Origin of the sequence: Roseburia sp. 499 (assembly GCF_001940225.2) — a bacterium.
Lineage (GTDB): Bacteria > Bacillota > Clostridia > Lachnospirales > Lachnospiraceae > Petralouisia.
In genome coordinates, this window is the sequence record NZ_CP135164.1 from 1,024,341 (window position 1) to 1,049,949 (window position 25,609).

General features: G+C 38.7%; 25 protein-coding genes. 23 read left to right on the plus strand and 2 right to left on the minus strand.

The genetic code is table 11. The features are described 5' to 3' along the window. Positions 1 to 7 precede the first annotated feature (7 nt). The 20 genes from BIV20_RS05115 to BIV20_RS05210 all read left to right on the plus strand — a co-directional run bounded on the left by BIV20_RS05115 (position 8) and on the right by BIV20_RS05210 (position 20,372). Positions 8 to 1,141, plus strand: a complete 1,134-nt coding sequence (locus BIV20_RS05115; protein ID WP_075718712.1) for a hypothetical protein — start codon at positions 8 to 10, stop codon at positions 1,139 to 1,141. Positions 1,142 to 1,155: 14 nt separating this feature from the next. Beyond that, entirely contained in the window at positions 1,156 to 1,794 is a 639-nt protein-coding gene (locus tag BIV20_RS05120; RefSeq protein WP_075718714.1) for a hypothetical protein, read from the plus strand. 3 nt (positions 1,795 to 1,797) lie between these two features. Continuing rightward, positions 1,798 to 2,442: a hypothetical protein gene (locus BIV20_RS05125; RefSeq protein ID WP_075722045.1), complete on the plus strand. Its 645-nt coding sequence runs from the start codon at positions 1,798 to 1,800 to the stop codon at positions 2,440 to 2,442. Position 2,443: 1 nt separating this feature from the next. Then, a complete protein-coding gene (locus BIV20_RS05130) occupies positions 2,444 to 2,914 on the plus strand; it encodes a hypothetical protein (RefSeq protein WP_075718716.1) in 471 nt (156 codons plus the stop codon). 135 nt (positions 2,915 to 3,049) lie between these two features. Continuing rightward, positions 3,050 to 4,369, plus strand: coding sequence for a DUF512 domain-containing protein (locus BIV20_RS05135; protein ID WP_083655096.1), 1,320 nt, complete (start codon positions 3,050 to 3,052; stop codon positions 4,367 to 4,369). 104 nt (positions 4,370 to 4,473) lie between these two features. Continuing rightward, positions 4,474 to 5,796, plus strand: a complete 1,323-nt coding sequence (gene der / locus BIV20_RS05140) for a ribosome biogenesis GTPase Der (protein ID WP_075718720.1) — start codon at positions 4,474 to 4,476, stop codon at positions 5,794 to 5,796. A gap of 2 nt (positions 5,797 to 5,798) precedes the next feature. Then, on the plus strand, positions 5,799 to 6,452 hold the full coding sequence (gene plsY, locus BIV20_RS05145) for a glycerol-3-phosphate 1-O-acyltransferase PlsY (RefSeq protein WP_075718722.1): 654 nt from the start codon (positions 5,799 to 5,801) through the stop codon (positions 6,450 to 6,452). A 12-nt stretch (positions 6,453 to 6,464) separates the two neighbouring features. After that, positions 6,465 to 7,484, plus strand: coding sequence for an NAD(P)H-dependent glycerol-3-phosphate dehydrogenase (locus BIV20_RS05150; RefSeq protein ID WP_075718724.1), 1,020 nt, complete (start codon positions 6,465 to 6,467; stop codon positions 7,482 to 7,484). A 47-nt stretch (positions 7,485 to 7,531) separates the two neighbouring features. After that, the gene (locus BIV20_RS05155; RefSeq protein ID WP_075718726.1) at positions 7,532 to 8,272 is read left to right on the plus strand and encodes a hypothetical protein; all 741 of its coding nucleotides are present in this window, start codon (positions 7,532 to 7,534) and stop codon (positions 8,270 to 8,272) included. A gap of 18 nt (positions 8,273 to 8,290) precedes the next feature. Further along, on the plus strand, positions 8,291 to 8,845 hold the full coding sequence (locus tag BIV20_RS05160) for a hypothetical protein (RefSeq protein WP_075718728.1): 555 nt from the start codon (positions 8,291 to 8,293) through the stop codon (positions 8,843 to 8,845). A 153-nt stretch (positions 8,846 to 8,998) separates the two neighbouring features. Further along, the gene (locus BIV20_RS05165) at positions 8,999 to 10,921 is read left to right on the plus strand and encodes a DNA gyrase/topoisomerase IV subunit B (RefSeq protein ID WP_075719204.1); all 1,923 of its coding nucleotides are present in this window, start codon (positions 8,999 to 9,001) and stop codon (positions 10,919 to 10,921) included. 13 nt (positions 10,922 to 10,934) lie between these two features. Continuing rightward, the gene (locus tag BIV20_RS05170; protein ID WP_075718730.1) at positions 10,935 to 13,178 is read left to right on the plus strand and encodes a DNA gyrase/topoisomerase IV subunit A; all 2,244 of its coding nucleotides are present in this window, start codon (positions 10,935 to 10,937) and stop codon (positions 13,176 to 13,178) included. Positions 13,179 to 13,259: 81 nt separating this feature from the next. Beyond that, positions 13,260 to 14,168 (plus strand): quinolinate synthase NadA, encoded by a 909-nt coding sequence (gene nadA / locus BIV20_RS05175; RefSeq protein WP_075718732.1) that lies wholly within the window; start codon positions 13,260 to 13,262, stop codon positions 14,166 to 14,168. 8 nt (positions 14,169 to 14,176) lie between these two features. Then, positions 14,177 to 15,496, plus strand: coding sequence for an L-aspartate oxidase (locus BIV20_RS05180; protein ID WP_075718734.1), 1,320 nt, complete (start codon positions 14,177 to 14,179; stop codon positions 15,494 to 15,496). Next, entirely contained in the window at positions 15,462 to 16,313 is an 852-nt protein-coding gene (gene nadC, locus BIV20_RS05185) for a carboxylating nicotinate-nucleotide diphosphorylase (RefSeq protein ID WP_075718736.1), read from the plus strand. Before BIV20_RS05180 ends, nadC begins: the two co-directional genes overlap by 35 nt. Before the next feature lie 38 nt (positions 16,314 to 16,351). Then, entirely contained in the window at positions 16,352 to 17,095 is a 744-nt protein-coding gene (locus tag BIV20_RS05190; protein ID WP_075718738.1) for an ABC transporter ATP-binding protein, read from the plus strand. After that, positions 17,088 to 18,008 (plus strand): SufB/SufD family protein, encoded by a 921-nt coding sequence (locus BIV20_RS05195; protein ID WP_075718740.1) that lies wholly within the window; start codon positions 17,088 to 17,090, stop codon positions 18,006 to 18,008. The genes BIV20_RS05190 and BIV20_RS05195 overlap by 8 nt, the downstream gene beginning before the upstream one ends. A gap of 202 nt (positions 18,009 to 18,210) precedes the next feature. Continuing rightward, positions 18,211 to 18,387: a hypothetical protein gene (locus BIV20_RS05200; RefSeq protein WP_158024910.1), complete on the plus strand. Its 177-nt coding sequence runs from the start codon at positions 18,211 to 18,213 to the stop codon at positions 18,385 to 18,387. Then, a complete protein-coding gene (locus BIV20_RS05205; protein ID WP_075718742.1) occupies positions 18,380 to 19,720 on the plus strand; it encodes a TrkH family potassium uptake protein in 1,341 nt (446 codons plus the stop codon). Before BIV20_RS05200 ends, BIV20_RS05205 begins: the two co-directional genes overlap by 8 nt. A 10-nt stretch (positions 19,721 to 19,730) precedes the next feature. Further along, positions 19,731 to 20,372 (plus strand): potassium channel family protein, encoded by a 642-nt coding sequence (locus BIV20_RS05210; RefSeq protein ID WP_075718744.1) that lies wholly within the window; start codon positions 19,731 to 19,733, stop codon positions 20,370 to 20,372. On the opposite strand, the gene BIV20_RS05215 is transcribed toward BIV20_RS05210, so the two are convergent. Together BIV20_RS05215 and BIV20_RS05220 are read right to left on the minus strand one after the other, a co-directional pair. Next, complete coding sequence (locus BIV20_RS05215; protein WP_075718746.1) at positions 20,373 to 21,062, minus strand: response regulator; 690 nt, start codon at positions 21,060 to 21,062, stop codon at positions 20,373 to 20,375. Between the two features lie 3 nt (positions 21,063 to 21,065). Beyond that, entirely contained in the window at positions 21,066 to 22,532 is a 1,467-nt protein-coding gene (locus BIV20_RS05220) for a DUF4118 domain-containing protein (protein WP_158024911.1), read from the minus strand. A gap of 179 nt (positions 22,533 to 22,711) precedes the next feature. Here BIV20_RS05220 and BIV20_RS05225 point away from each other — a divergent pair, with 179 nt between their 5' ends. The 3 genes from BIV20_RS05225 to groL all read left to right on the plus strand — a co-directional run bounded on the left by BIV20_RS05225 (position 22,712) and on the right by groL (position 25,520). Beyond that, positions 22,712 to 23,188: a C-GCAxxG-C-C family protein gene (locus BIV20_RS05225; RefSeq protein ID WP_075718748.1), complete on the plus strand. Its 477-nt coding sequence runs from the start codon at positions 22,712 to 22,714 to the stop codon at positions 23,186 to 23,188. Between the two features lie 352 nt (positions 23,189 to 23,540). After that, a complete protein-coding gene (locus tag BIV20_RS05230) occupies positions 23,541 to 23,828 on the plus strand; it encodes a co-chaperone GroES (protein WP_075718750.1) in 288 nt (95 codons plus the stop codon). Positions 23,829 to 23,894: 66 nt separating this feature from the next. Next, a complete protein-coding gene (groL, locus tag BIV20_RS05235) occupies positions 23,895 to 25,520 on the plus strand; it encodes a chaperonin GroEL (protein ID WP_075718752.1) in 1,626 nt (541 codons plus the stop codon). Positions 25,521 to 25,609 lie beyond the last annotated feature (89 nt).

Below are 25,609 nucleotides of genomic sequence, written 5' to 3' on the forward strand. Positions count from 1 at the left end.
GAGGAAGATGAAACGTGATTTTTCAGATGCATCAAAGGAGGAATTGATAAACCTGGTTGCACAGGTGGAAAGTGAGAAATGGTGTGATTTTACAGACTGGATTGGAGACCGATGGTGTGATTTTGAATCATGGATTGGAGCATTGGATATTCAGCATTATATTAATGATGTGAATGCATATCATAAAAAAGTAATTGATAAAAATAATACAACAGTGCAGGAAATTGAAAATATTTTTAACGCAGTAAAAGAGGTTGATACCAGCTATGCGGTAAGAATGTCTGCCTGCAAAGAACAGTTAGAGTCCATAGGAAAATTGATTTTGGAGCTGACAAAGGTAGTAGACCCCAGTACGGGGGTGTTTCGTACTGATGTTGTGAATGGCAGACTGACTGGATTCTTTTCCGATTATGAAAAGACAAAAGAAATCCTGTTAATTCTGGGTCAGACTGGTCTGACCCAGGAGGAGCTAGAGGAATTAGATGACGAACAGTTAAAAAATGTTTTGAGCAGAGTTATTTCAGGGGTGATTGATGTACTTCCCAATATCAAGGTGGGAGATAAGCTTCAAGTACCAATCGGTCCGGATGTTACCCTCTATTATTCGGTATCAGGAAAATATGACAATGATTCGGATATTGATATTGACCTTGTGATAAGCGACCAGAGACTGAAGCTTAAGGAGATGTCATGGTCAAAGAATCTGACCGATGGTGTAAGCATTGATAAAGGTCTTGTAGGTGGAGATGTGGACGTTTCGGCGAAGACGGACAATGGTTCTGTAAAATTTAGCTCTGGCGGAGCCTGTGAGATGGAAGGAACATATAAAAATGGTGATACAACTTACAAGGTAAAGACATCATTTGCATATGAAAAGATGATTTTGGAGGAATCTGTAGCAACAGAAATCGGAAAAGGGACGATTACCTCTACAATCGGTATTGAGAAAACAAAGAATAACGGCTGGACGCCGTGTCCTGTTACGGTATATGAAACAGAAGTGGTGGAGATTCCAGAGATAGAAGATACGGATGATGATTGGGAAACGGTTGTGTTTGTAGTCGGAGGAATCATATGTGTGGGCGGTCTTATCCTTGCGATACCGACAGGAGGTGCATCGCTAGGATTATGTGTGTTGTAAGGAGGCGTTATTCAGTGAAAAGAAAATATATAAAAAAGAGTTGTATTTTAATAATAATATTTGTCCTTAGTATTTCGGGTTGCGGCGCCAGTCAGAATCAGGATAAAAATAAAGAGATAGTGTTAGAGAATGAAAATAGTTCTGGTGGCAAGGAAAGAAACGAAGAAGATATTATTAAAGTAAATTTGGATTATAGAATTATTAACATATCAGGAAAGTCGGTGGAAGAAACAGTAGAAGAAATTAGAGGTGGAGGGAATTGTTTAGATATTTATGAAAATGTAGATGGAACAGTAACGATAGAGATTACGAAAGAACAGCAGGAATATTGGTTGAATTCCAGAGGAGAATTGTTAGAAGACTTGCAGGAAAAGTTGAAGGAATATGACGAGAATTATCGTTTGGAACACAACGATTCTTATACGCAAGTAGATGCATATTATAATTTAGACCTTCCTGCCGATAAAGCGATTGTTTATGTAATGTATGCAGAATTTCTATGTGCTTCCTATCAGTTGTTTTCAGGTGTAGATAGTGATAGTTGGAGAGTGGAGATTAATATTTATAATTCAGATACCGGAAAGTTAGTAAAGAGCGGAAGCAGTGATGCAGATTTTGGGTATGAAAATTCCGACTGGGAGGCAAGTAAATAAGGAATGATTATGAAAAGAAAATATATTAATAACGGTTGCATTTTAATAATCATATTTGCATTAAGTATTTCAGGTTGTGGGTATAGTCAGACACAACCTGAAAAGAAAGAGATAGAGGTTGAAAATAGTTCTGGGAGTAATGAGAAAAAAGAAGAAGATATTATTAAGGTAAAATTACCACAAAAGTTTATCAATCTTTCCGGAAAAGGTGTGGAAGGACTGATAGAAAATATAAAAGAGGGAGAAGATGATTATATTGATGTATATGAGAATGAAGATGGAACTGTAACAGTAGAGATTACTGAACAGCAACAGCAGGAATACTGGTTACCATCAAGAGGAGAATTGCTGGAAGACTTGCAGGAACAATTTAAGGAATATGATGAGAACTACCGTTTGGAGCATAACGATTCCTACACACAGGTAGATGCATATTATAATTTGAATCTTCCATGGGATAAAGCGGGGGTATTTGTGATTTATGCAGAATTTCTATGTGCTTCCTATCAGTTGTTTTCAGGTGTAGATAGTGATAGTTGGAGAGTGGAGATTAATATTTACAACTCAGATACCGGAAAGTTAGTAAAGAGCGGAAGCAGTGATGCAGATTTTGGGTATGAAAATTCCGACTGGGAGGCGAGTAAATAAGATGGAAAAAATATTATATGAAGGCATAAATATAAAATTACCGGAAGAGTTTAGAACTATGACAGAAGATGAAGTGCAAATGTATTATAATAATATTGCATTTGACAGTGCATTTATAGAACCGGAGAAAAAAGCAGTTTTAGGTATTGTAAAAAATGAAAATGAATTAGAACAAGAGCAGGTTGGCAAGCGGATTGCAGAATATCAGAGCAGTTATGCGCGTATGGCTCCCGGATTTGTTATGGGAGAATTGTTAGAGAAAAAGGGAGAAAAACATAATGCTGCGATATTAACTTTTAAGTCTAATGCACCTATGCGTGATTTGTACAACATAATTTCCATTATGAATATAGAAGGAAGAGAATTATTTTTTACTTTTAGTTGTGATTTGCAGGATGCGCCAGTATTGATGCGTGTGATGTTGAGAATAATAGAAGACACTTTAAGTCAAATAGAACAGAATATGCGTTAGTTACATAAATAAGGAAAAGAGGAAGTTGTCATGAAAAATCCCAAAAGAAAAAGGGATTTTTCATGGCATTTACTATTTAAAAAAATTCTGTTATACTGATGAAAGTATTTTAAAAATGAAATAGGAGAGAACGGTTTGAAAGAACATATCATATATAAGGTTTTGCCAGGAAGTATCGCAGAGGAACTGGAAGTAGAACCGGGAGATGTGCTAGTTTCTGTGAACGACCACGAGATAGAGGATATTTTTGATTATCATTATTATACGAATGAGGAATATCTTACCGTAGTGATACGAAAGCCCGACGGTGAAGAATGGGAATTGGAAATTGAAAAAGAATATGAAGATGATTTGGGAATCGAATTTGAAAATGGTTTGATGGATGATTACAAATCCTGTCATAATAAATGTATTTTTTGTTTTATTGACCAGATGCCAAAGGGAATGCGTGATACTCTTTATTTTAAGGATGATGATTCCAGACTGTCTTTTTTGCAAGGAAATTATGTGACTCTTACAAATATGAAGGAACATGATTTGGATAGAATTATTGAGTACAAGCTTGGACCTATCAATGTATCGGTACAGACTATGAATCCTGAATTGCGTTGTAAGATGTTAAATAATCGTTTTGCAGGAGATGCGTTGAAAAAGTTAGAGCGGCTTTATGAAGCGGGAATTCCAATGAATGGACAGATTGTGCTTTGTAAAGGAGTCAATGATGGTGCAGAACTGGAACGGAGTATTCAAGAGTTAATGGAGTATATGCCTATTATGGAAAGTGTATCTGTCGTTCCGGTAGGATTAAGTAAGTACCGAGATGGGCTATATCCGTTAGAGCCTTTTGAAAAAGAGGATGCTTGTGAAGTCATTGATATGATTGAAAGATATCAGAAGGAATGTGTGAAACAGTATGGACTTCACTTTATTCATGCCAGTGACGAATGGTATCTACTGGCAGAGCGTGAACTTCCAAAAGCGGATAATTATGATGGCTATATTCAATTGGAAAATGGTGTAGGAATGCTTCGTCTTTTAAGAGATGAATTTGCAGAAGCATTGGAGCAACTTGGAACAGATGAAGTTACGAAGGAAGAATATCATATTACCATAGCAACGGGATTGCTTGCAGCACCAACACTACAGGAACTTAGTGAAGATTTCAGTAAGAAGTTTCCACAGGCAAAAATTGAAGTAGTATCCATCAGAAATGATTTCTTTGGAGAAAGAATTACGGTATCGGGATTATTAACCGGACAAGACTTAATTGCGCAGTTAAAGGATAGGAATCTGGGAGAAAAATTATTATTACCTTGCAACCTTTTGCGTAGTGGAGAAGAAGTTTTATTAGACGATATTACATTAGATGAATTGAAAAAAACTTTACAAGTACCAATAGATATTGTAAAATCAAGCGGTCGGGACTTGGTGTCCTGCCTTGTGAAACACCCTTAGGGTATACCTAGATGGCGTGAAAAGAACGCCAGTAAAGAGGAAACACCCTACGGGTATACCTAGATGGCGTGAAAAGAACGCCAGCAAGGAGGAAAGGAGAAAATATGAGTAAACCGATAGTAGCAGTTGTAGGACGTCCAAATGTGGGAAAATCTACACTGTTTAATGTGTTAGCCGGAGAACGTATTTCTATTGTACAGGATACGCCCGGGGTTACAAGAGATAGAATATATGCAGATGTGAGTTGGCTGAATATGGCATTTACCCTGATTGATACAGGAGGAATTGAGCCAGAGAGTAAGGATATTATTTTATCACAGATGAGAGAACAGGCACAGATTGCTATTGATACAGCAGATGTAATTATTTTTATGGTGGATGTGCGTCAAGGATTAGTGGATGCAGATTCTAAAGTGGCAGATATGTTACGCCGTTCTCATAAGCCTGTAATATTAGTGGTAAATAAGGTAGATAGTTTTGAAAAATTCATGCCGGATGTATATGAATTTTATAATCTTGGAATTGGTGATCCGATTCCGATTTCTGCCGCTTCCCGATTGGGATTGGGAGATATGCTGGATGAAGTGGCAAAGCATTTTCCAGAGGATGTAGAAGACGAGGTAGAGGATGATAGACCAAAAGTGGCCATCATTGGAAAACCAAATGTAGGAAAGTCTTCGTTGATTAACAAGCTGGTAGGTGAGGATAGAGTGATTGTATCCGATATTGCAGGAACTACCAGAGATGCTATTGATACTGCAATAAAATATAATGGTACCGAATATGTATTTATAGATACAGCAGGATTGCGTCGTAAGAATAAAATAAAGGAAGAACTGGAACGTTACAGTATTATTCGTGCAGTTACGGCGGTAGAACGTGCTGATGTAGTGATTATCGTGATTGATGCAACAGAAGGTGTAACGGAACAGGATGCTAAGATTGCCGGAATCGCTCATGAACGTGGAAAAGGAATTATTATTGCAGTAAATAAGTGGGATGCCATTGAAAAGGATGATAAGACCATTTATAAGCATACAGAGCGTATTCGTCAGATTTTGAGTTTTATGCCATATGCAGAAATTTTATTTATTTCTGCTAAAACAGGGCAGCGTACCCAGAAGTTGTTTGAAATGATTGATATGGTTTTGGAAAACAATTCTATGCGTGTGGCTACAGGAGTGTTGAATGAGATTATGTCTGAGGCAGTTGCAATGCAACAGCCGCCATCCGATAAGGGAAAGAGGCTAAAACTGTATTATATTACGCAGGTAGCAGTAAAGCCGCCAACCTTTGTTATTTTTGTAAATGATAAGGAATTGATGCATTTCTCCTATACCAGATATCTGGAGAACCGGATCAGAGATGCCTTTGGATTCAAAGGAACATCATTAAAATTTATTATACGTGAGAGAAAGGAAGATTAACGATGATTTTAAGCAGGGGGATTTGTCTTGCTATTGGTTATATCTTTGGTCTGTTTCAGACTGGCTATATTTATGGAAAGGCGCATAATGTTGATATTCGTCAACAGGGAAGTGGTAATGCAGGAACAACGAATGCTCTTCGTACTCTGGGATGGAAGGCAGGACTTGTTACATTTATTGGAGATTTGGGAAAAGCAATGCTTTCTATGTTAATAGCTTGGCTGTTATTTCATGAAAAGTATCCGGATGGAGTAAAACTGTTGGAAATGTATGCAGGATTTGGAGCAGTTTTAGGACATAATTTTCCATTTTATTTGAAATTTAAGGGAGGAAAGGGAATTGCATGTACCTCAGGATTCATTTTGGCATTTGATCCGCTTATGGCTCCGGTTTGTTTGATTCTTTTTATTGGTGCGGTGGCAATTACCAGATATGTATCCCTTGGGTCTATTTTGGTAGTAATAAGCTTTTTTGTTCAGCTTGTGATATTTGGTCAGAAGAATATGTTGGGAGTGAACACGAATTTATTGCCGGAAGTTTATATCGTAGGAGGATTATTTACGCTTCTTGCATTATGGCGTCATAGAGCGAATATAAAACGTTTGCTGAGTGGAACGGAAAATAAGCTTTCTTTTCATAAGAAAGAAGAAAAATAGTTGGAGGAAATTATGGCAAAAGTAAGTGTAATAGGTGCAGGAAGTTGGGGAATTGCCCTTGCCACTGTGTTAAATAAAAATGGACATGAGGTTACTATTTGGTCGATTTTAGAAGATGAAATCAACATGTTACAAGAAAAACATGAGCATGTGACAAAGTTGCCAGGGGTAAAACTTTCGGAAAAGATACAATATACCACAAATCTGGAAGAAGCCATTCAAGGAAAAAATCTTCTGGTTCTGGCAGTTCCTTCCGTGTATGTAAGAAGTACCGCAAAGAATATGAAGGAATTGGTTGCAGAGGGACAGTTGATTGTTAATGTAGGTAAGGGAATCGAAGAAAGTAGTCTTAAGATTTTGTCTGATGTAATTGAAGAAGAGATTCCACAGGCAAATGTAACGATTTTATCAGGTCCAAGCCATGCAGAAGAAGTTGGAAGAGGCATCCCAACCACTTGTGTTGTAGGTGCACATGATAAAAAGACGGCAGAATACGTTCAGAATATATTTATGAATGAAGAATTTCGTATTTATACCAGTCCGGACATGCTGGGAATTGAGTTAGGTGGAGCATTAAAGAATGTTATTGCCCTTGCAGCAGGTATGGCAGATGGTTTAGGATACGGAGATAATACCAAGGCTGCACTTATTACCAGAGGAATTGCTGAAATCAGCAGACTTGCTGTGGCAATGGGCGCAAAGCAGGAGACATTAGGTGGTCTCACAGGAATCGGTGATTTGATTGTAACTTGCGCCAGCATGCATAGCCGAAATCGTCGTGCGGGAATCCTTATTGGACAGGGAAAGACCATGCAGGAAGCTATGGATGAAGTCCAGATGGTAGTAGAGGGAGTTTATTCTGCCAAGGCAGCTATGGCGTTGGCATCAAAGTATCATATTTCAATGCCGATTATTGAACAGGTGAATCAGGTGTTGTTTGAAGATAAGCCGGCAAGAGAGGCTGTATCAGAGCTGATGCTTCGAGACAAGAAGGCAGAGCACGAGGACTTGTGGAAAGAAGCAGAGAAATAGAGTAACGGAGTGGATAATAAAGATGAGAGGAAGAAAAGGGGTATAAAATGGAAGTGCAAAAGAAATGGAAGAAAAAGCATATCGTAAGCGGAATATTAATCGCTAGTATCATATGTCTTGTTACCTATTTTATTCATGAAAATAGTCGAGTACGTTTTAAGGATATTAACATGGGAATCTCCATTTGTGGTTCTATAGGATATGGATATCCTGTGACAGTAGAGGATGTTCGTGTCCGGGATCTTGCTAAAGTAAAGAAGCTGACCATTGGGAATCCGCAGAATTATACGACGCTGGAAGATATAAAAAAATGTAAAAAATTAGAGGAATTGCATATTATTGACTATGCTGGTGCAGATACTTCAGACTATGCAGTGAGGCTGGCGGTTCAGGAACAAGAGATGAAGGAAGAGCAGGTGGAAGAGTTTCAGAGAGAACTTTCACAAGTATTGCCTAAGCTGAGAAATCTGAAAAGTTTTATGTTTACAAATACATATGGAAAATGTGATATATATAACATAGATTTTTTAAAAGGGTGTAAGAATTTAGAAGAAGTATCAATTTGTCATAGTAATGTGAAGGATTACTCTGTTCTTTCACAGCTTCCACGATTGAAAAGAATAGATTTGTGCTATAGTTCCATAGAAACAGCCGATGATTTACTTCAGTTAAAAGAGATTGAGGTGATATGGGTTGATAATACACCATTGGCAGCGAATGAGAAGGAAGTACAAAGATTAAAAGAGGCCTTTCCGGAAGCAGAAATATATGCTGATATCTATAAGTAGGAATGGGGAGGGCTTAGAATGAAGAAAAGAAAAGTGTCTGAATACATAATACTGGGAGCAAGCATTTTGGTATTGTTGCTTGTAGCTTTTAATGGAATCGGAAAGACCAACTGGGAGGAGAAAATCGCGGATGCAACTCGACAAGAAAGTCTGTGGCAGAAGTTTGAAGGTTTTATTAATAGTAAGTTTGATAAGTGGCAAAATATAGAGTACAAGCGGGAAAATAACTGGAATCAAAGAAGCATGATGGAACAGTTTGCACTTATATATGTTCCGTGTACAGAGGAAGAACAGAAGGATGGTCATCTGACTAAGATAGCCACAACAGGCGAGACGCAACGAAAAATAGATGCATTTAACGAGTATATGTTAAATGGAAGCGGAAAACAGTATGCAGAGTCTATAGGGTATATGGAGTTGCCGGAAGGGAAGCTGACCATTGAGTATATGATGGAGAATCAGGAAGAAATAGTGGATATGATAGCGTGGTGGCATCAAGAAAATGATTATAGCAGAGATGCACAATATGAAATAGATCAAATTTATGATGACTTGTGTGAGAATGATACATAATAAAAAGGTTGTAGATCAGCCTTTTTTTTGTGGAAAAATTTTGCAAACCACAAAATATTGTGTTATACTAGGAACGTTTAGGAAAAATAGAACATACTATCGATTAGAGCGTAAGATGAAATAATATAGATGAAAAAGGAAAGGAAGAAGGAAATGGCAAAGAAACAGGAGTATGGAGCCGGGAATATTACGGTTTTAGAGGGGCTTGAGGCTGTACGGAAAAGACCTGGTATGTATATCGGAAGTGTTTCCAGAAAGGGACTTAATCATCTGATTTATGAAATCGTAGATAACTCCGTGGATGAACATCTGGCAGGCTACTGTGATACCATCAAAGTAACTTTGGAAGCGGATGGTTCCTGTACGGTAGAGGATAATGGACGAGGTATTCCGGTAGGAATGCATGCTAAGGGTGTTTCTGCGGCACGTCTGGTATTTACCACACTGCATGCAGGAGGAAAGTTTGATAATGATGCCTATAAGACCAGTGGTGGATTACATGGTGTGGGTTCTTCTGTTGTAAATGCATTGTCCACTTATTTGGATTTAGAGGTATATTTGGACGGAAAAATACACCATGATCGTTATGAAAAGGGAAATCCGGTAGTAGAACTGGAAAATGGACTGCTTCCTACCTTGGGAAATACCAAAAAGACCGGAACAAAGATTAACTTTTTACCGGACCCGGAGATTTTTGAAAAGACAAGATTTAAAGAAGATGATGTAAAGAGCCGTCTCCATGAGACTGCCTATTTGAATCCGAACTTAACTATTATATATGAAGATAAACGTGGCGAAGAGACAGAACATATTGAATTCCATGAGGAAGAAGGCATTATCGGCTTTGTCAAGGATTTAAATAAAAAGGTAGAAGTAGTGCATGATGTGGTGTATTTTAAGGGAGAAAGCGAAGGCATTATCGTAGAAGCAGCTTTTCAATATACCAATGAGTTTCATGAGAATGTACTGGGATTCTGTAATAATATTTATAACGCAGAAGGCGGAACGCACCTGACCGGATTTAAAGCAACTTTCACCACTGTTATCAATAATTATGCCAGAGAGCTTGGTATTTTAAAGGAAAAGGATGCAAACTTTACCGGAACAGATGTAAGAAATGGCTTGACAGCAGTTGTTTCCGTAAAACATCCTGCACCGAGATTTGAAGGACAGACCAAGACAAAGTTGGATAATCAGGATGCGGCAAGGGCTACGGGTAAAGTAACTGGAGAAGAGATTCAGCTTTATTTTGATAAGAATTTGGATACACTGAAAAACGTAATTGCATGTGCGGAAAAGGCAGCAAAGATTCGTAAGACCGAGGAAAAAGCCAAGACGAACCTTTTGACAAAACAGAAATTTTCTTTTGATTCTAACGGAAAACTGGCAAACTGTGAGAGCAGAGATGCATCTAAGTGTGAAATATTTATTGTAGAGGGAGATTCTGCGGGAGGTTCCGCAAAGACTGCAAGAGACCGTAACTTCCAGGCGATTCTTCCTATTCGTGGTAAAATATTAAATGTAGAAAAGGCAAGTATCGATAAGGTGTTAGCGAATGCAGAAATTAAGACCATGATAAATGCCTTTGGGTGTGGATTCTCCGAAGGTTATGGTAATGATTTTGATATTACCAAGCTTCGTTATGACAAGATTATTATTATGGCCGATGCCGATGTGGATGGTGCGCATATTTCTACATTACTTTTGACATTATTCTATCGGTTTATGCCGGAATTAATTTTTGAAGGGCATATTTATATTGCAATGCCGCCACTTTATAAAGCAATTCCATCCAAGGGAGAAGAGGAATACTTATATGATGATGCGGCATTAGAAAAGTATCGTAAGACACATAAAGGTTCATTTACCTTACAACGTTACAAAGGTCTTGGAGAAATGGATGCCCAGCAGCTTTGGGAGACAACCTTAGACCCGAAAACGCGAATTCTGAAAAAAGTAGAAATTGAAGATGCAAGAATGGCATCGGATGTAACAGAAATGCTAATGGGAACAGAGGTTCCACCACGGCGTGAATTCATCCATGAACATGCCCATGATGCTGAGTTAGACGTATAGAAAGGAAATAAATATGCAGGAGAATGAACAGATCATAAGAACCGAATATTCGGAAATTATGCAGAAGTCTTATATAGACTATGCTATGAGCGTTATCATTGCAAGAGCGTTACCGGATGTAAGAGACGGTTTAAAGCCGGTACAGCGCCGTACTCTTTATGATATGCATGAACTTGGAATAAGATATGACAAGCCTTATCGTAAATGTGCCCGTATCGTGGGAGATACCATGGGTAAATATCACCCACATGGTGACAGTTCTATTTATGAAGCTTTGGTAGTGATGGCACAGGAATTTAAGAAAGGAATGCCGTTAGTAGACGGACACGGTAACTTTGGTTCTATCGAGGGAGACGGAGCTGCTGCTATGCGTTATACGGAAGCACGTTTGCAGAAAATTACCCAAGAAGCATATCTTGCAGACCTTGATAAAGATGTAGTAGATTTTGTGCCAAACTTTGATGAAACAGAAAAAGAACCTTCTGTACTTCCGGTAAAAGTACCAAACCTTTTAATAAATGGTGCAGATGGTATTGCCGTAGGTATGGCAACCAGTATACCGCCTCACAATTTTGGTGAAGTAATTGAAGGCGTCAAGGCATACATGAAGAATCCGGATATTACAACTAAGGAAATGATGGAATACATCAAAGGACCGGATTTTCCAACCGGAGGAATCGTTGTAAATAAAGATGATCTTCTTAATATCTACGAAACCGGTATGGGAAAAATTAAAATTCGTGGAAAAGTGGAAGTAGAGCAGGTAAAAGGTGGAAAAGAACGTCTGGTTATTACCGAGATTCCGTATACCATGATTGGTGCTAATATCGGAAAGTTTTTAAATGATGTGTACAGTTTGGTAGAGACAAAAAAGACAAATGATATTGTGGATATTTCTAACCAGTCCTCGAAAGAGGGAATCCGCATTGTCTTAGAACTGCGCAAAGGTGCAGACGTAGAGAACCTAAAGAATATGCTCTATAAGAAGACTCGTTTGGAGGATACCTTTGGAGTTAACATGCTGGCGGTAGCAGAGGGAAGACCGGAGACTATGGGTCTGGTTTCTATTGTACGGCATCATGTGAATTTCCAGTATGAACTTGCTACCAGAAAGTACAAGACATTGCTTGCAAAAGAAATGGACAAAAAAGAGATTCAGGAAGGTTTGATCAAGGCATGTGATGTCATCGATCTGATTATTGAGATTTTAAGAGGTTCTAAGAATATCAAAGATGCGAAGGACTGTCTGATGAACGGTAATACGGAAAAAATTGAGTTCCGTTATAAAGGTTCTGAGGCAGATGCCAAGCAGTTGAACTTTACAGAGCGTCAGGCGACTGCAATTTTAGAGATGCGTCTCTATAAATTGATTGGTTTGGAAATTGAGGCTTTAATGAAAGAGCATGAGACTACCTTACAGAACATTGAAAAATATGAAGAAATTTTAGGAAGCCGTGCTGCAATGGCAAAGGTTATCATCAAAGAACTGGATGGTTTCAAAAAAGAATATGCAGTGGAGCGTAAAACTGCTATCGAAAATGCCGCAGAAGCAGTTTTTGAAGAAAAGAAAATAGAAGAAATTCCTGTAATTCTTTTGATGGACCGTTTTGGATATGCCAAAACCATTGATGTGTCTGCCTATGAGCGAAATAAAGAGGCGGCAGATGCAGAAAATAAATACATTATCCATTGTATGAACACGGACCGTCTTTGTATTTTTACGGACAAGGGACAGATGCACATGGTAAAAGTATTAGACCTGCCATATGGAAAGTTCCGAGATAAAGGAACTCCGATTGATAATGTAAGTAATTACAGTAGTAGTGAAGAAAATATAGTTTATATTGAAAGCATTGGAAATCTTCTGGGACGTAAGCTGTTATTTGCAAGTAGTGATGGTATGCTGAAGCAGGTAGATGGTGGAGAGTTTGATGTTTCCAAACGTACTACGGCAGCAACCAAGCTGAACGAGGGAGCAACTGTTATGTTGATACAGCCGGTGTCAGGTACAGAAGGTGAAACAATCATTATGGGAACTGAAAAAGGAATGTATCTGCGGTTTGCGGCAGGAGATGTACCGGAGAAGAAGAAAGGTGCCGTAGGTGTTCGAGGTATGAAGATAGACCCGAAGGATAAGCTGGAAGCAGTATATTTATTAGGGGAAGAGGAAGAGAAGAACATCGAAACCAAAGGAAAAGAAATTGCATTGCACAGATTGCGTATAGCAAATCGTGACGGAAAAGGCGTAAAGAAGTAAGAGGTTTACAATCATCTTGTCAGTAGTCCGCTATTGTGCTATAATGGGCGGAAAAAGGATGAGGATAAGCAGGAGGCTGATATGAATAAATTGCAGGAGCAGATACAGGCTCTGAAACAGGAAAAAGATGCGGTAATTTTAGCTCATTACTATGTCGAAGATGAAGTACAGGAAATCGCAGATTATGTGGGGGATTCTTTTTATTTAAGCAAGATTGCAACGGAAGTTCCACAGCAGACCATTTGTTTTGCAGGAGTTTCTTTTATGGGCGAGAGTGCTAAAATATTGAATCCGGAGAAAAGGGTGCTTCTCCCGGATATGACAGCAGATTGTCCTATGGCACATATGGCAAGGGTAGAAGATATTGAACGGGTACGTCAGGAATATGATGATGTAGCAGTGGTATGCTATATTAATTCTACTACAGAATTAAAGGCACATTCTGACGTTTGTGTGACTAGTGCCAATGCAATGAAGATTGTTAAAAAATTACCAAATAAAAATATATTTTTTATTCCGGACAGACATCTGGGAAGTTATATTGCAGCAAAGGTACCGGACAAGCACTTTATTTTTAATGATGGTTTTTGCCCGGTGCATCAGAAGTTTGATGTAGAGAATATTAAGGCAGCAAAGGTTGCTCATCCGGAAGCAAAACTTTTGGTACATCCGGAATGTCCAAAGGAAGTTGTAGAACTGGCAGATTTTATCGGAAGTACTTCTGAAATTATTACGTATGCAGGAAAAGATGAATCACAAAGCTTTTTGATTGGGACAGAAAGTGGTGTGATGTATGAACTGCGGGAGCGGTATCCGGAAAAAACATTTTATGAAATTATATCCGGACAGTGCTGTATGGATATGAAAAAGGTTACGTTAGAAAAAGTGAAGGACTGTCTGGAACAGGGCAGTGGAGAAGTAAAGTTAGAGGAATCAGTACGGCAAAGTTCTGTAAATGCACTTGACAGAATGCTGGAACTGGCAAAGTAGGTGAGGAAATGGAAAGAGAAACAGATGTTATAATTGTTGGAACAGGTGCAGCGGGGTTGTTCTGTGCCTTGCAATTTCCGGAGGATAAGAGGATAACAGTTATAACAAAGGAAGATGCGGAAAGCAGTGATTCGTTCCTGGCACAAGGGGGCATGTGTATGCTCCGGTCAGAAGAGGATTTTGATGGGTATTTTGAAGATACCATGAAGGCAGGTCACTATAAGAATAATAAGGCATCGGTGGAAGTGATGATTCGCAGTTCTCAGCATATTGCCCAGAAGTTAATTGGGTATGGTGTTGACTTTGAAAGAAAAAACGGGGAATTGGCATTTACCAGAGAGGGCGGACATTCCAGACCAAGAATTCTCTTTCATGAAGATATTACCGGAAAAGAGATTACCGGAACGTTATTAGAACGGGTAAAGGAACGCAAAAATATTAAGTTATATGAACATACCACGATGTTGGATATTTTGTGCAAAGACAATGTATGTTATGGACTCGTAGTACAGTTGCCGGATGGCAAAGTGGATATTTTGACGGCACCTAATACGGTACTTGCTTGTGGTGGAATTGGCGGTTTGTATCGTCATTCTACTAATTTTCCGCATATCACAGGAGATGCTATTGCAATAGCATTAAGACATAAGATTACTCTTCAGGATGTAAATTATGTACAGATTCATCCTACTACGCTGTATTCTGAAAAGCCGGGTAGAAGTTTTTTGATTTCAGAATCTGTGCGTGGAGAAGGAGCGCTGTTATACAATGCGAAAATGGAACGTTTTGTAGATGAACTTCTGCCGAGGGATATTGTAACAGCAGCGATTAACAAACAGATGGCGGAGGATGGAAAGCCTTATGTCTGGTTATCTATGGCACCGATTGCAAAGGAAGATATTTTAAGTCATTTTCCGAATATTTATAAGCGGTGTTTAGAAGAAGGGTATGATGTGACAAAGGAATGCATTCCGGTAGTACCGGGCCAGCATTATTTCATGGGAGGTATTCAGTCTGATTTAGAGGGAAGGACTTCTATGCGTCATTTGTATGCCGTAGGAGAGACGTGTTGTAATGGAGTGCATGGAGCCAATCGTTTGGCTAGTAACTCGCTATTAGAAAGTCTTGTGTTTGCAGAACGGGCAGCGCAGGATGTACTGAAGCAGACAGAAATACCGGAAAATGAAAACATAGAAGAATTGTTTGAGCCGGGACGATATGTCAACTTAAATGAATTTAATAAAGAAAATAAGCAGATGGTACGTCAGGAAATAGAAAGGATGAAAGAGGAATATGAACAGCATAACCATGACATTAAATGCGGATGAATTGATTTTACAGGCATTGCGGGAAGATATTTCCAGTGAAGATGTAACTACCAATGCAGTAATGCCAAAAGCGCAGAAGGGAGAAGCACACTTAATCTGTAAGCAGGATGGTGTGTTGGCAGGACTTTGGGTATTTAAGCGTGTCTTTGAACTTTTGGATGAAGATATTTGTGTAAAACTGAATTTTGAAGATGGTGACACGGTAAAGAACGGTGAGATTATTGGAACTGTGACCGGAGATATTCGGGCAATTTTATCTGGAGAACGTACGGCACTTAATTATTTGCAACGTATGAGTGGAATTGCAACTTATACGAACTCTGTAGCTAAGTTATTAGAGGGAAGTAAAGTAAAACTGTTAGATACCAGAAAGACCACACCAAATAATCGTATTTTTGAAAAATATGCAGTAAAGACAGGTGGCGGTTATAATCATCGTTATAACCTTTCTGATGGCGTATTGTTAAAGGATAACCACATTGGCGCAGCAGGAGGCGTAAAACAAGCTGTGCTTATGGCAAAGGAATATGCACCTTTTGTACGCAAGATTGAAGTAGAGTGTGAAACGGTAGCTATGGTAGAAGAAGCATTAGAGGCCGGAGCAGATATTATCATGTTGGACAATATGAGCGTAGAAGAAATGAAAAAGGCAGTAGCGCTGATTGATGGAAAGGCAGAAATTGAGTGTTCCGGAAATGTGACAAAGGAAAATATTTCACATTATATTTCACTTGGAGTAGATTATATTTCTAGTGGTGCATTAACACATTCAGCACCGATTATGGATGTTTCTTTGAAAAATCTACATGTAGTATAGAAAAGTTTACGAAGGACAACCATAAGGAGGTTTAGGATATGCTGGAATTAAAGGATTTGAAGTGGCAGCTTCCTACGGGAGAAGAGATTCTGAAGGGAATTAATCTTATCATTCCGGAAGGAAAGATGACTGTAGTAACCGGACCAAACGGCGGTGGAAAGACATCTCTGGCAAAAGTGATTGCAGGACTGTCACAGCCTACTTCAGGAAATATTATTTTAAATAAAGAGGATATTACAGAATGTAGTATTACAGAACGAGCTCAGAAGGGAATCAGTTATGCCTTTCAGCAGCCGGTACGTTTTAAGGGATTGACGGTGCGGGATTTATTGGAGCTGTCAGCGGAAGAAAAATTGCCGGAAGAGAAGGCATGTAGTATTCTGGGCGAGGTAGGATTGTGTGCGCAAGAGTATATTGACCGTGCCGTAGATGCCAGCCTTTCCGGTGGAGAGAGTAAGCGTATTGAGATAGCAACTGTTTTAGCAAGAAAAGGTGCTAAGGTACTAATTTTTGATGAACCGGAAGCAGGAATTGATTTGTGGAGCTTCTCTTGTTTAATCGATGCTTTTCAGAAACTGAAAAAGGAGTATGGAGAGACATTGTTGATTATTTCTCATCAGGAGAGAATTCTGGAAATTGCAGATTATGTGGTAGTAATAGAAGATGGAAAAGTCCGTAAGGCAGGTGACCGTGCTGAGGTGCTGCCGGAGCTTTTGAGTCAGGAAAAGGCAAGCCGTTGCCCATTAGGAAAAGACCGGGAGGGAGGATTTAGCCATGAATGATATTACCAAAAAGCTATTAAGCGAGGTCTCAGATTTCAAAGGAGAGTTCAAAGGTGCCTATAACATTCGAGAAAATGGTGAATGTGCAGGAAGACAGTCTTCTGAAAATATAGTAATTGAATCTAAGACGGATGGACCGGGACTTGTAATCCACATTAGTTCCAAGGCTCAAGGGGAAACAGTTTATATTCCGGCATGTGTAACTCATGGAAATGTAGATGATTTAGTATACAATGATTTTTATGTAGGTGCAGGAGCTGATGTTATTATTGTAGCAGGATGCGGTGTGCACACGGATAACGAAGGTGTGGCAAAGCATAATGGTATTCATCGATTTTTCTTAGAAAAAGGTGCTCATGTATTGTATCAAGAGAAACACATCGGAACCGGAACAGGAAAGGGTTTAAGGAAAATTGACCCTGTTACGGATATCTATATGGAAGAAGATTCTGTATTAGAGATGGATACACTTCAGATTGGTGGCGTAGACCAGAGTGACCGTAAGACAACAGCCTCTTTAAAGGCAAGGGCACGTCTTATTATCCGGGAACGTATTATGACCGATGGAAAAGAGCTGGCAAAAAGCGATTTTAACGTTTCCATGGACGGAGAAGATTCCGGAGTAGATTTGGTATCCCGTTCTGTAGCAAAGGGAGAATCTTATCAGGAGTATCATTCGGTGATTAAAGGAAATTGTCGTTGTACCGGACATTCAGAATGTGACGCTATTCTGGTTGGAAGTGGAAGAGTAAATGCAGCACCGGAGTTGTTTGCAGGTGATATCGATGCATCTTTGATTCATGAAGCAGCGATTGGAAAAATTGCAGGCGAGCAGATATTGAAGCTTCAGACGCTTGGATTGACAGAGCAGCAGGCAGAAGAAAAAATCATTGAAGGATTTTTAAAAGGATAAATAAGGTTTAGCGTGGCAGGCAGTCATAGAAAATATTTTTCTATGACTGCCTGTTTTTGTCGTTAGTGTTAAGATTGTATAAAGATAAAAGGAGAAAAAAATAATAGAATACTGGTATCAGATAGAAAATGCATATCCCAAATTTATATAGAATTTTGCATAATAAGACGTAGAAAAAAATATCTGGAAAGCAGGAATCAGAATGGAATGGTTATTGTTGCCCGCAACGCTTTTAATTATGTTGTTGTGTCTTAGAATAGCAAATAAAATAGAAGGATTTTATATGACGGAGGAGCACTTTACAGAGGAAATGTACCAAGAGTTTGAGAACTTATACCAACAACAAGAGGAGCAGGAAGGAAAAGAAAAAAATGAATAAGAAAATGTGGTACCAACTTAGCTATACTAGAATTATTGCCTTAAGTTTTATTTTGGTGATATTGACAGGAAGTATTCTGCTCTCTTTACCGATTGCAACGAAAAGTGGACAGGTCACACCATTTGGAGATGCAGTATTTACTGCAACCAGTGCTACTTGTGTAACAGGACTGGTAGTGCATGATACATTTACATATTGGAGTACGTTTGGACAGATTGTGATTCTTGTGATGATACAGATTGGTGGAATTGGACTTATGACAATCATTACAATGATGGCAGTGTTCTTAAAGCGTAAGATTAGCATTCATGAGAGAAGAATTTTAATGCAGTCTGCTGGAAATATGCGTATGAGTGGAGTCGTAAAGCTGATAAAAAGTATTATGCTGGGTACTTTTGTGGTGGAAGGAATTGGCGCAGTAATACTTGCTATATGCTTTCACAAGCGGATGGGGTTAGGAGAAAGTATTTATTATGGAATTTTTCATTCCATATCGGCATTCTGTAACGCAGGATTCGATTTGATGGGAAAATATGAACCTTGTTCTTCTTTTACCTCATACGAAACAGATGTTGTGGTTAATATAGTTATTATGGCTCTGATTATCGTTGGAGGAATTGGATTCTGGGTATGGAATGAAATTGTTAAGCATAAGTTCCGGTTTCGGGATTATTCGCTTCATGCAAAGCTTGTACTGGTAACAACAGGAATTTTGTTGCTGGCAGGAACCATTGGATACTATATTCTGGAACGTGGAAACATGGGAAATCTAAATGAAGGGCAAAAATGGATGTCCAGCATGTTTATGTCTGTTACCACAAGAACAGCAGGATTTAATACCAGAAATCTGGAAGAATTATCTCAGTCAGGACAATTGCTTACGATGATATTAATGTTTATTGGTGGAAGCCCGGGGTCCACCGCAGGAGGAATAAAAACTACGACATTGGCTGCAGTTGTTTTAATGGTGCAAGCCATGGGAAAAGGAAGAGATAATGTGACTGTTTTTAAAAAACGTTTGGAAAGCAGTCAGGTACGTCAGGCATGTACCATTGTTGTGGCTTATATAACCGGAGTGTTAGCAGCGACTATGCTGATTTGTTTCGTTGAGCATACAAGTATGTCAACGATTCTGTTTGAATCCATTTCAGCGATAGGAACGGTGGGATTATCTCTTGGAATAACATCTACACTGGGAATGATTTCGAAAATTATTTTGATTGTACTGATGTTCGGTGGAAGAATAGGTGCATTATCGTTTTTACTGTTATTTGGAGAAAGAAAAAAAGAGGCGCCATTAAAGCGTCCGGAAGAAAAAATACTAATTGGATAGGAGAAAATGTATGAAGTCAATACTTGTTATAGGAATGGGAAGATTAGGAAGGCATCTGGCGGCAAAGATGCAGGAACTTGGAAATGATGTTATGGTAGTAGATAAAAATGAGGCGATTATTGAAGAATTATCCGGAATATTTCCAAATTCTTTTGTGGGAGATTGTACCAATGAAGGAGTAATTCGTTCCTTAGGTATTAATAATTTTGATTATTGTTTTGTAGCGATAGGGGAGGATTTTTATGCGTCGTTAGAAATTACATCTATTTTAAAAGAGTTCGGAGCAAAGCATGTAGCATCCAAAGCCCGTAGAGAACGACAGGCAGAATTTCTGAAGAAAATCGGAGCAGATGAAGTGTTTTATCCGGAAAAGGAAATTGCAGAAAAACTTGCAGTTCGATATAACGCAGCAAATATCTTTGATTATATTGAATTGACATCAGATTATTCTATTTTTGAAATTCCGATTCTACCTCAATGGCAGGGAAAAACCATTGAGGAAATTGATGTACGCAAAGCGTATAATGTTAATATTGTAGCGGTGAAAAATGAAAATACCTTGAATCCTGCTCCGGGAGGAAATTATGTGTTTAAAGCAAATGATCACATCGTAGTAATTGGGCGTTCCGGTGATGTATTTCGGTTATGCTAATTATTGGTCCATAAAGCGATAGCCCACTCCGATTTCAGTTAAGATGAAACGGGGATGGGAAGTATCTTTTTCTATTTTGCGGCGCAGTCCGGCCATGCAGACACGGATACTTTTGGCATCTCCGTTTTCAGAGTACCCCCATACCTCCTTCATAATCTGACTGTGAGTGATGACCTTTCCATGGTTTTTCACCAGCAGAAGTAAAAGATTATATTCCATAGGAGTTAGATGAACTTCCTCTTCACCCAGAAAAATACGTCTTCTTTGGGTATCAACAGTCAGTTCTTCAAAATGATAGATGGTATCGGGCTTTGTAATATCATCATGGGAGATAAAGCGTTCCATAACACGAACACGCGCCAGAAGTTCTCCCATGGAAAAAGGCTTTGTTACATAGTCATTAGCACCGGCATCCAGAGCAGCAATTTTATCTTGTTCAAATTCCCGAGCGGAGACAACAAGAATAGGAATCTGAGAAATCTGGCGGATTTGTGGAATAATGTCGGTTCCATCCATATCCGGGAGTCCTAAATCTAACATGATGATATCGGGATTTTGTGTACAAAATGCCATGATACCTGCTTGACCGGTAGAAGCAGTAAGAATTTGATATCCTTGTGTTTTTAAGGAAAGTGTAATAAAATTAGCAATTTTTTGATCGTCTTCAATTAAAAGAATTTTAGTATTCATAAGTTAAACCTCCTGAAATGGCAGGGAAATTGTAAATATGGCTCCGTGTTCCGGGGCTTTTTTGTTAGAAGCAATAATGGTTCCACCATGGGCACGAAGAATTTCTCTGCATATAAATAATCCGAGTCCTACACCTCGTCCTTTATCAGCTATGTGAGTCGGTCGTGTAACAAAACCGTCAAAAATAGAAGGAAGAATAGAGGACTCTATGCCGATACCATTGTCGGAAACTTCAAATATAATGTTAGTGTCTTTCTGATATACAGAAAGAGAGATTTGAGTATCACTTCCGGAATGCTTGTAAGCATTATCCAAAAGATTTAATAACACTTGAACAAATAGTTTTCCATCTACAGAAACCAGAAGAATTTCTTCCGGCATAGAAACGGTGAGACGGTTACGGGGATAAACCTTAGGAAGTCTTGAAATGGCCTGATTTATCAAATCATCTACTGCTTCATATTCTGTGGAAACCGTAAGTTTTCCATCACTGATACGGGTCATATCCAATATATTCTGAACGGTCATAATCAGCCAGGAAGATTCCTCCGTAATGTCAGAAGCAAGGCTGGCAATGTCGGAAGAAGAAAGGGTATCAATGTTTTCTGTAATAACACTGGCAGCCCCCATAATACCGGTTAGGGGAGTTCGTATATCGTGAGAAATGCTTCGGAGCAGTGTGGTTTTTAAGTGTTCACTTTCCATGGCAAGTTTCATTTTTTCACGCTCCAAATATACATATTCACGGTCTAGTACTAATGCCATTTGATAGACAATATGATAGATAAGCTTTCGGGTGCCGGCTTCTTCCGGTAGTGGATGGATAAAATAAATGGAGCCAATCTGTGTAGAAAGTCCTTTTATAGGGAGACAATAAAGTTCCTCTGCGGGAAGACTCTGATAGTCAGGAGAGGAAAAAAAACAGGTTGGAGAACCTTCGAATTTGTTTTCATCCAAATGAATCAGACAATCCATGTTAGCCTGTCCGGTCAGATAATTCATAGCATTATTTACAATATTTTCAGTTCCGGCAAGATTTAAAAAGCTTTCTGTAATCTCATACATTAATTGAGCTGTCTGTTCATTTTTTCGGGCAATTTCTGTTTGACGCTGAAAATTAGAGGACAGAAGACCACAGATTAAGGCAGCAAGTAAAAAGAAGGTAATCAGCAGAATATCTTGTGGGTCACTCATTGCAAAAGTGTAAAGCGGTTTTGTGAAAAAATAATTAAAGAGAAATACACTTAATATTGCAGTCATAAAGCCATAGAGATATCCGCGAGTCAATACGGTAGAAAGCAGTACTCCAATTAAGAACAACATAAGAAGATTTTCTGTATCAATGCCAAGATGATATAAAAATTTAGAAAGGCATGTAGTGCTGACACAGATTAAAATTGCAATTAAAGTACAGTATATATGGTAAATATATTTTTTTTTGTTCTGAAAATAGGGCATAAGTTGTTCCATTCCTTTCTGCTTAAATCTCAAATCAGTATAGCACATATCATTTGATTTGAGAGGCAAAAGACCGGAAGATTAATACAATTTTAATACGGACAGTGAGAGCGTAGAAAAGGGCGATGGAGTGTGATATAATTTAAAAATAATTTCAGAACGACAAATGAAACGAAGGAGAGAATCATAAGATGAAGTATGAAGAGAGTAAATATGCAAAAATAGCAGGAGAGAATTTCAAAGCAGGATACAATTGTGCCCAAGCGGTATTTCTTGCGTTTGAAGATTTCTATGATTTAGACAAGGAGACGGCATTAAAACTGAGTTCTTCTTTTGGAGGAGGACTTGGGAGATTGCGTGAAGTATGTGGAGCAGTCAGCGGAATGGCTATGGTAGCAGGTGTGTTGTATGGTTATGATAATCCGGAAGATTATGAGGGAAAGTCAGAACATTATGCAAGGGTGCAAGAACTTGCAAAGGCATATGAGGCAGAAAATGGTTCCATTGTTTGTCGTGAATTATTGGGATTAGATAAGAAGAGAGATGAGCCGAAACCGGAGAAGCGTACCGGGGAATATTATAAGAAGCGTCCTTGTGAACAGTTGGTGAGAATAGCAGCAGGAATCATGGAGGAGTATATTAAGAAGAATCCACCTGTGAAAAGATAGAAAGGAAACGCCACAAGCCAAGCAAGCTCGCGAGGAATCGCTCGCTTGAGGCTGTGAAATAATAGAAAAAGCAGTGCAAGCTCGCGAGGAATCGCTCGCTTGAGCGCTGCGCACTATAAAAAAGTAAGAACAATTACAGTTGCAAACAAGCTTGCCCATAATTGTTCTTACTTTTTTGCACTGCTTTACCGTAACAAAAGTATAAACTTTTTATAAAATATAAAATTCTGTATTGACAAAGAAAATGCGTAGTGTTACATTAAGTACATGAACGTTAGCACTCGAATCAAATGAGTGCTAATAACACAAAAAGTTATGCATAGAACAGATTTATCAACAAGGAGGAATTGTAATGAAATTAGTACCATTAGCAGACAGAGTTGTATTGAAACAGTTTGAAGCAGAAGAGACTACAAAGTCTGGAATCATTTTAGCAGGTTCCGCACAGGAGAAACCACAGGAAGCTGAAGTAGTAGCAGTAGGACCTGGTGGAAACGTAGATGGAAAAGAAGTAACTATGCATGTAAAAGTAGGAGATAAGGTTATTTATTCCAAATATGCAGGAAATGAAGTAAAGCTTGACGGAGAAGAATATATCATCGTAAAGCAGAATGATATTCTTGCAGTAGTAGCTGATTAGTAAATAGTGATTGGCAAGAAAAGAACTTATTTGATTATGAAATAATTGAAAAGGAGATAGAGAATCATGGCAAAGGAAATTAAATACGGCACAGAAGCAAGAGCAGCATTACAGGCTGGTGTAGATAAATTAGCAGATACTGTAAGAGTAACTATTGGACCTAAGGGAAGAAATGTAGTTCTGGATAAATCTTTTGGCGCACCTTTAATTACAAATGATGGTGTTACAATTGCAAAAGAAATCGAGTTGGAAGATGCATATGAGAATATGGGTGCACAGCTGGTAAAAGAAGTAGCAACCAAGACAAATGATGTTGCCGGAGATGGTACTACAACAGCTACTGTTTTAGCACAGGCAATGGTAAAAGAAGGAATGAAGAATCTGGAAGCCGGAGCTAACCCAATTATCTTAAGACGTGGTATGAAAAAGGCAGCAGATAAGGCTGTAGAAGCGATTGTAGCAATGAGCAGCAAGGTAAACGGAAAAGACCAGATTGCAAAAGTTGCAGCAATTTCTGCAGGAGACGAAGAAGTAGGAAACATGGTAGCAGATGCTATGGAAAAGGTTTCTAATGATGGTGTTATTACTATTGAAGAATCTAAGACCATGCAGACAGAGCTTGATTTAGTAGAAGGTATGCAGTTTGATCGTGGATATGTTTCCGCATATATGGCAACAGATATGGATAAGATGGAAGCAGTTTTAGATAATCCATATATCCTGATTACTGATAAGAAAATCAGCAACATTCAGGAAATCCTTCCACTGTTAGAGCAGGTAGTACAGTCCGGTGCAAAACTGTTAATCATTGCAGAAGATGTAGAAGGTGAAGCACTGACAACCTTAATCGTAAACAAACTTCGTGGAACCTTCAATGTAGTAGCTGTAAAGGCTCCTGGATATGGTGATAGAAGAAAAGCAATGTTAGAGGATATTGCAATTTTGACAGGTGGTAAGGTAATCTCTGAAGAAGTTGGATTAGACTTAAAAGAAACTACATTAGATATGTTAGGACGTGCAAAATCCGTTAAAGTTCAGAAGGAAAACACTGTAATCGTAGACGGTGAAGGTGATAAGGATGCTATTCAGTCCAGAATTGCACAGATTAAAGCACAGATTGAAGAAACAACATCTGAATTTGATAAAGAAAAATTACAGGAAAGACTTGCAAAATTAGCAGGTGGCGTAGCAGTTATCCGTGTAGGTGCTGCAACAGAAACAGAAATGAAAGAAAGCAAACTTCGTATGGAAGATGCTTTGAATGCAACCAGAGCAGCAGTAGAAGAAGGAATTATCGCAGGCGGTGGATCTGCATATATCCATGCATCTAAGGAAGTTGCTAAGTTAGCTGAAACATTAGAAGGTGATGAGAAGACCGGTGCAAAGGTTATCTTAAAGGCACTGGAAGCACCATTGTATTACATTTCTGCAAATGCAGGATTGGAAGGTGCTGTTATCATCAATAAGGTAAGAGAATCTGAACCGGGTGTTGGATTCAATGCAGCAACAGAAGAGTATGTCAACATGGTAGAAGCTGGAATCCTTGATCCTGTAAAGGTAACCAGAAGTGCATTACAGAACGCAACTTCTGTAGCATCTACTCTGTTAACAACAGAATCTGTGGTTGCTAATATCAAAGAAGATGCACCGGCTATGCCAGCAGGCGGAGCAGGTGGAATGGGAATGATGTAATTCCTGAAAAATATATAGAATCGAGAGAAGACCGGGCAAATCAGTGCCCGGTCTTTGACATTAATGATGTATTTGTATCTTTGAAAAAA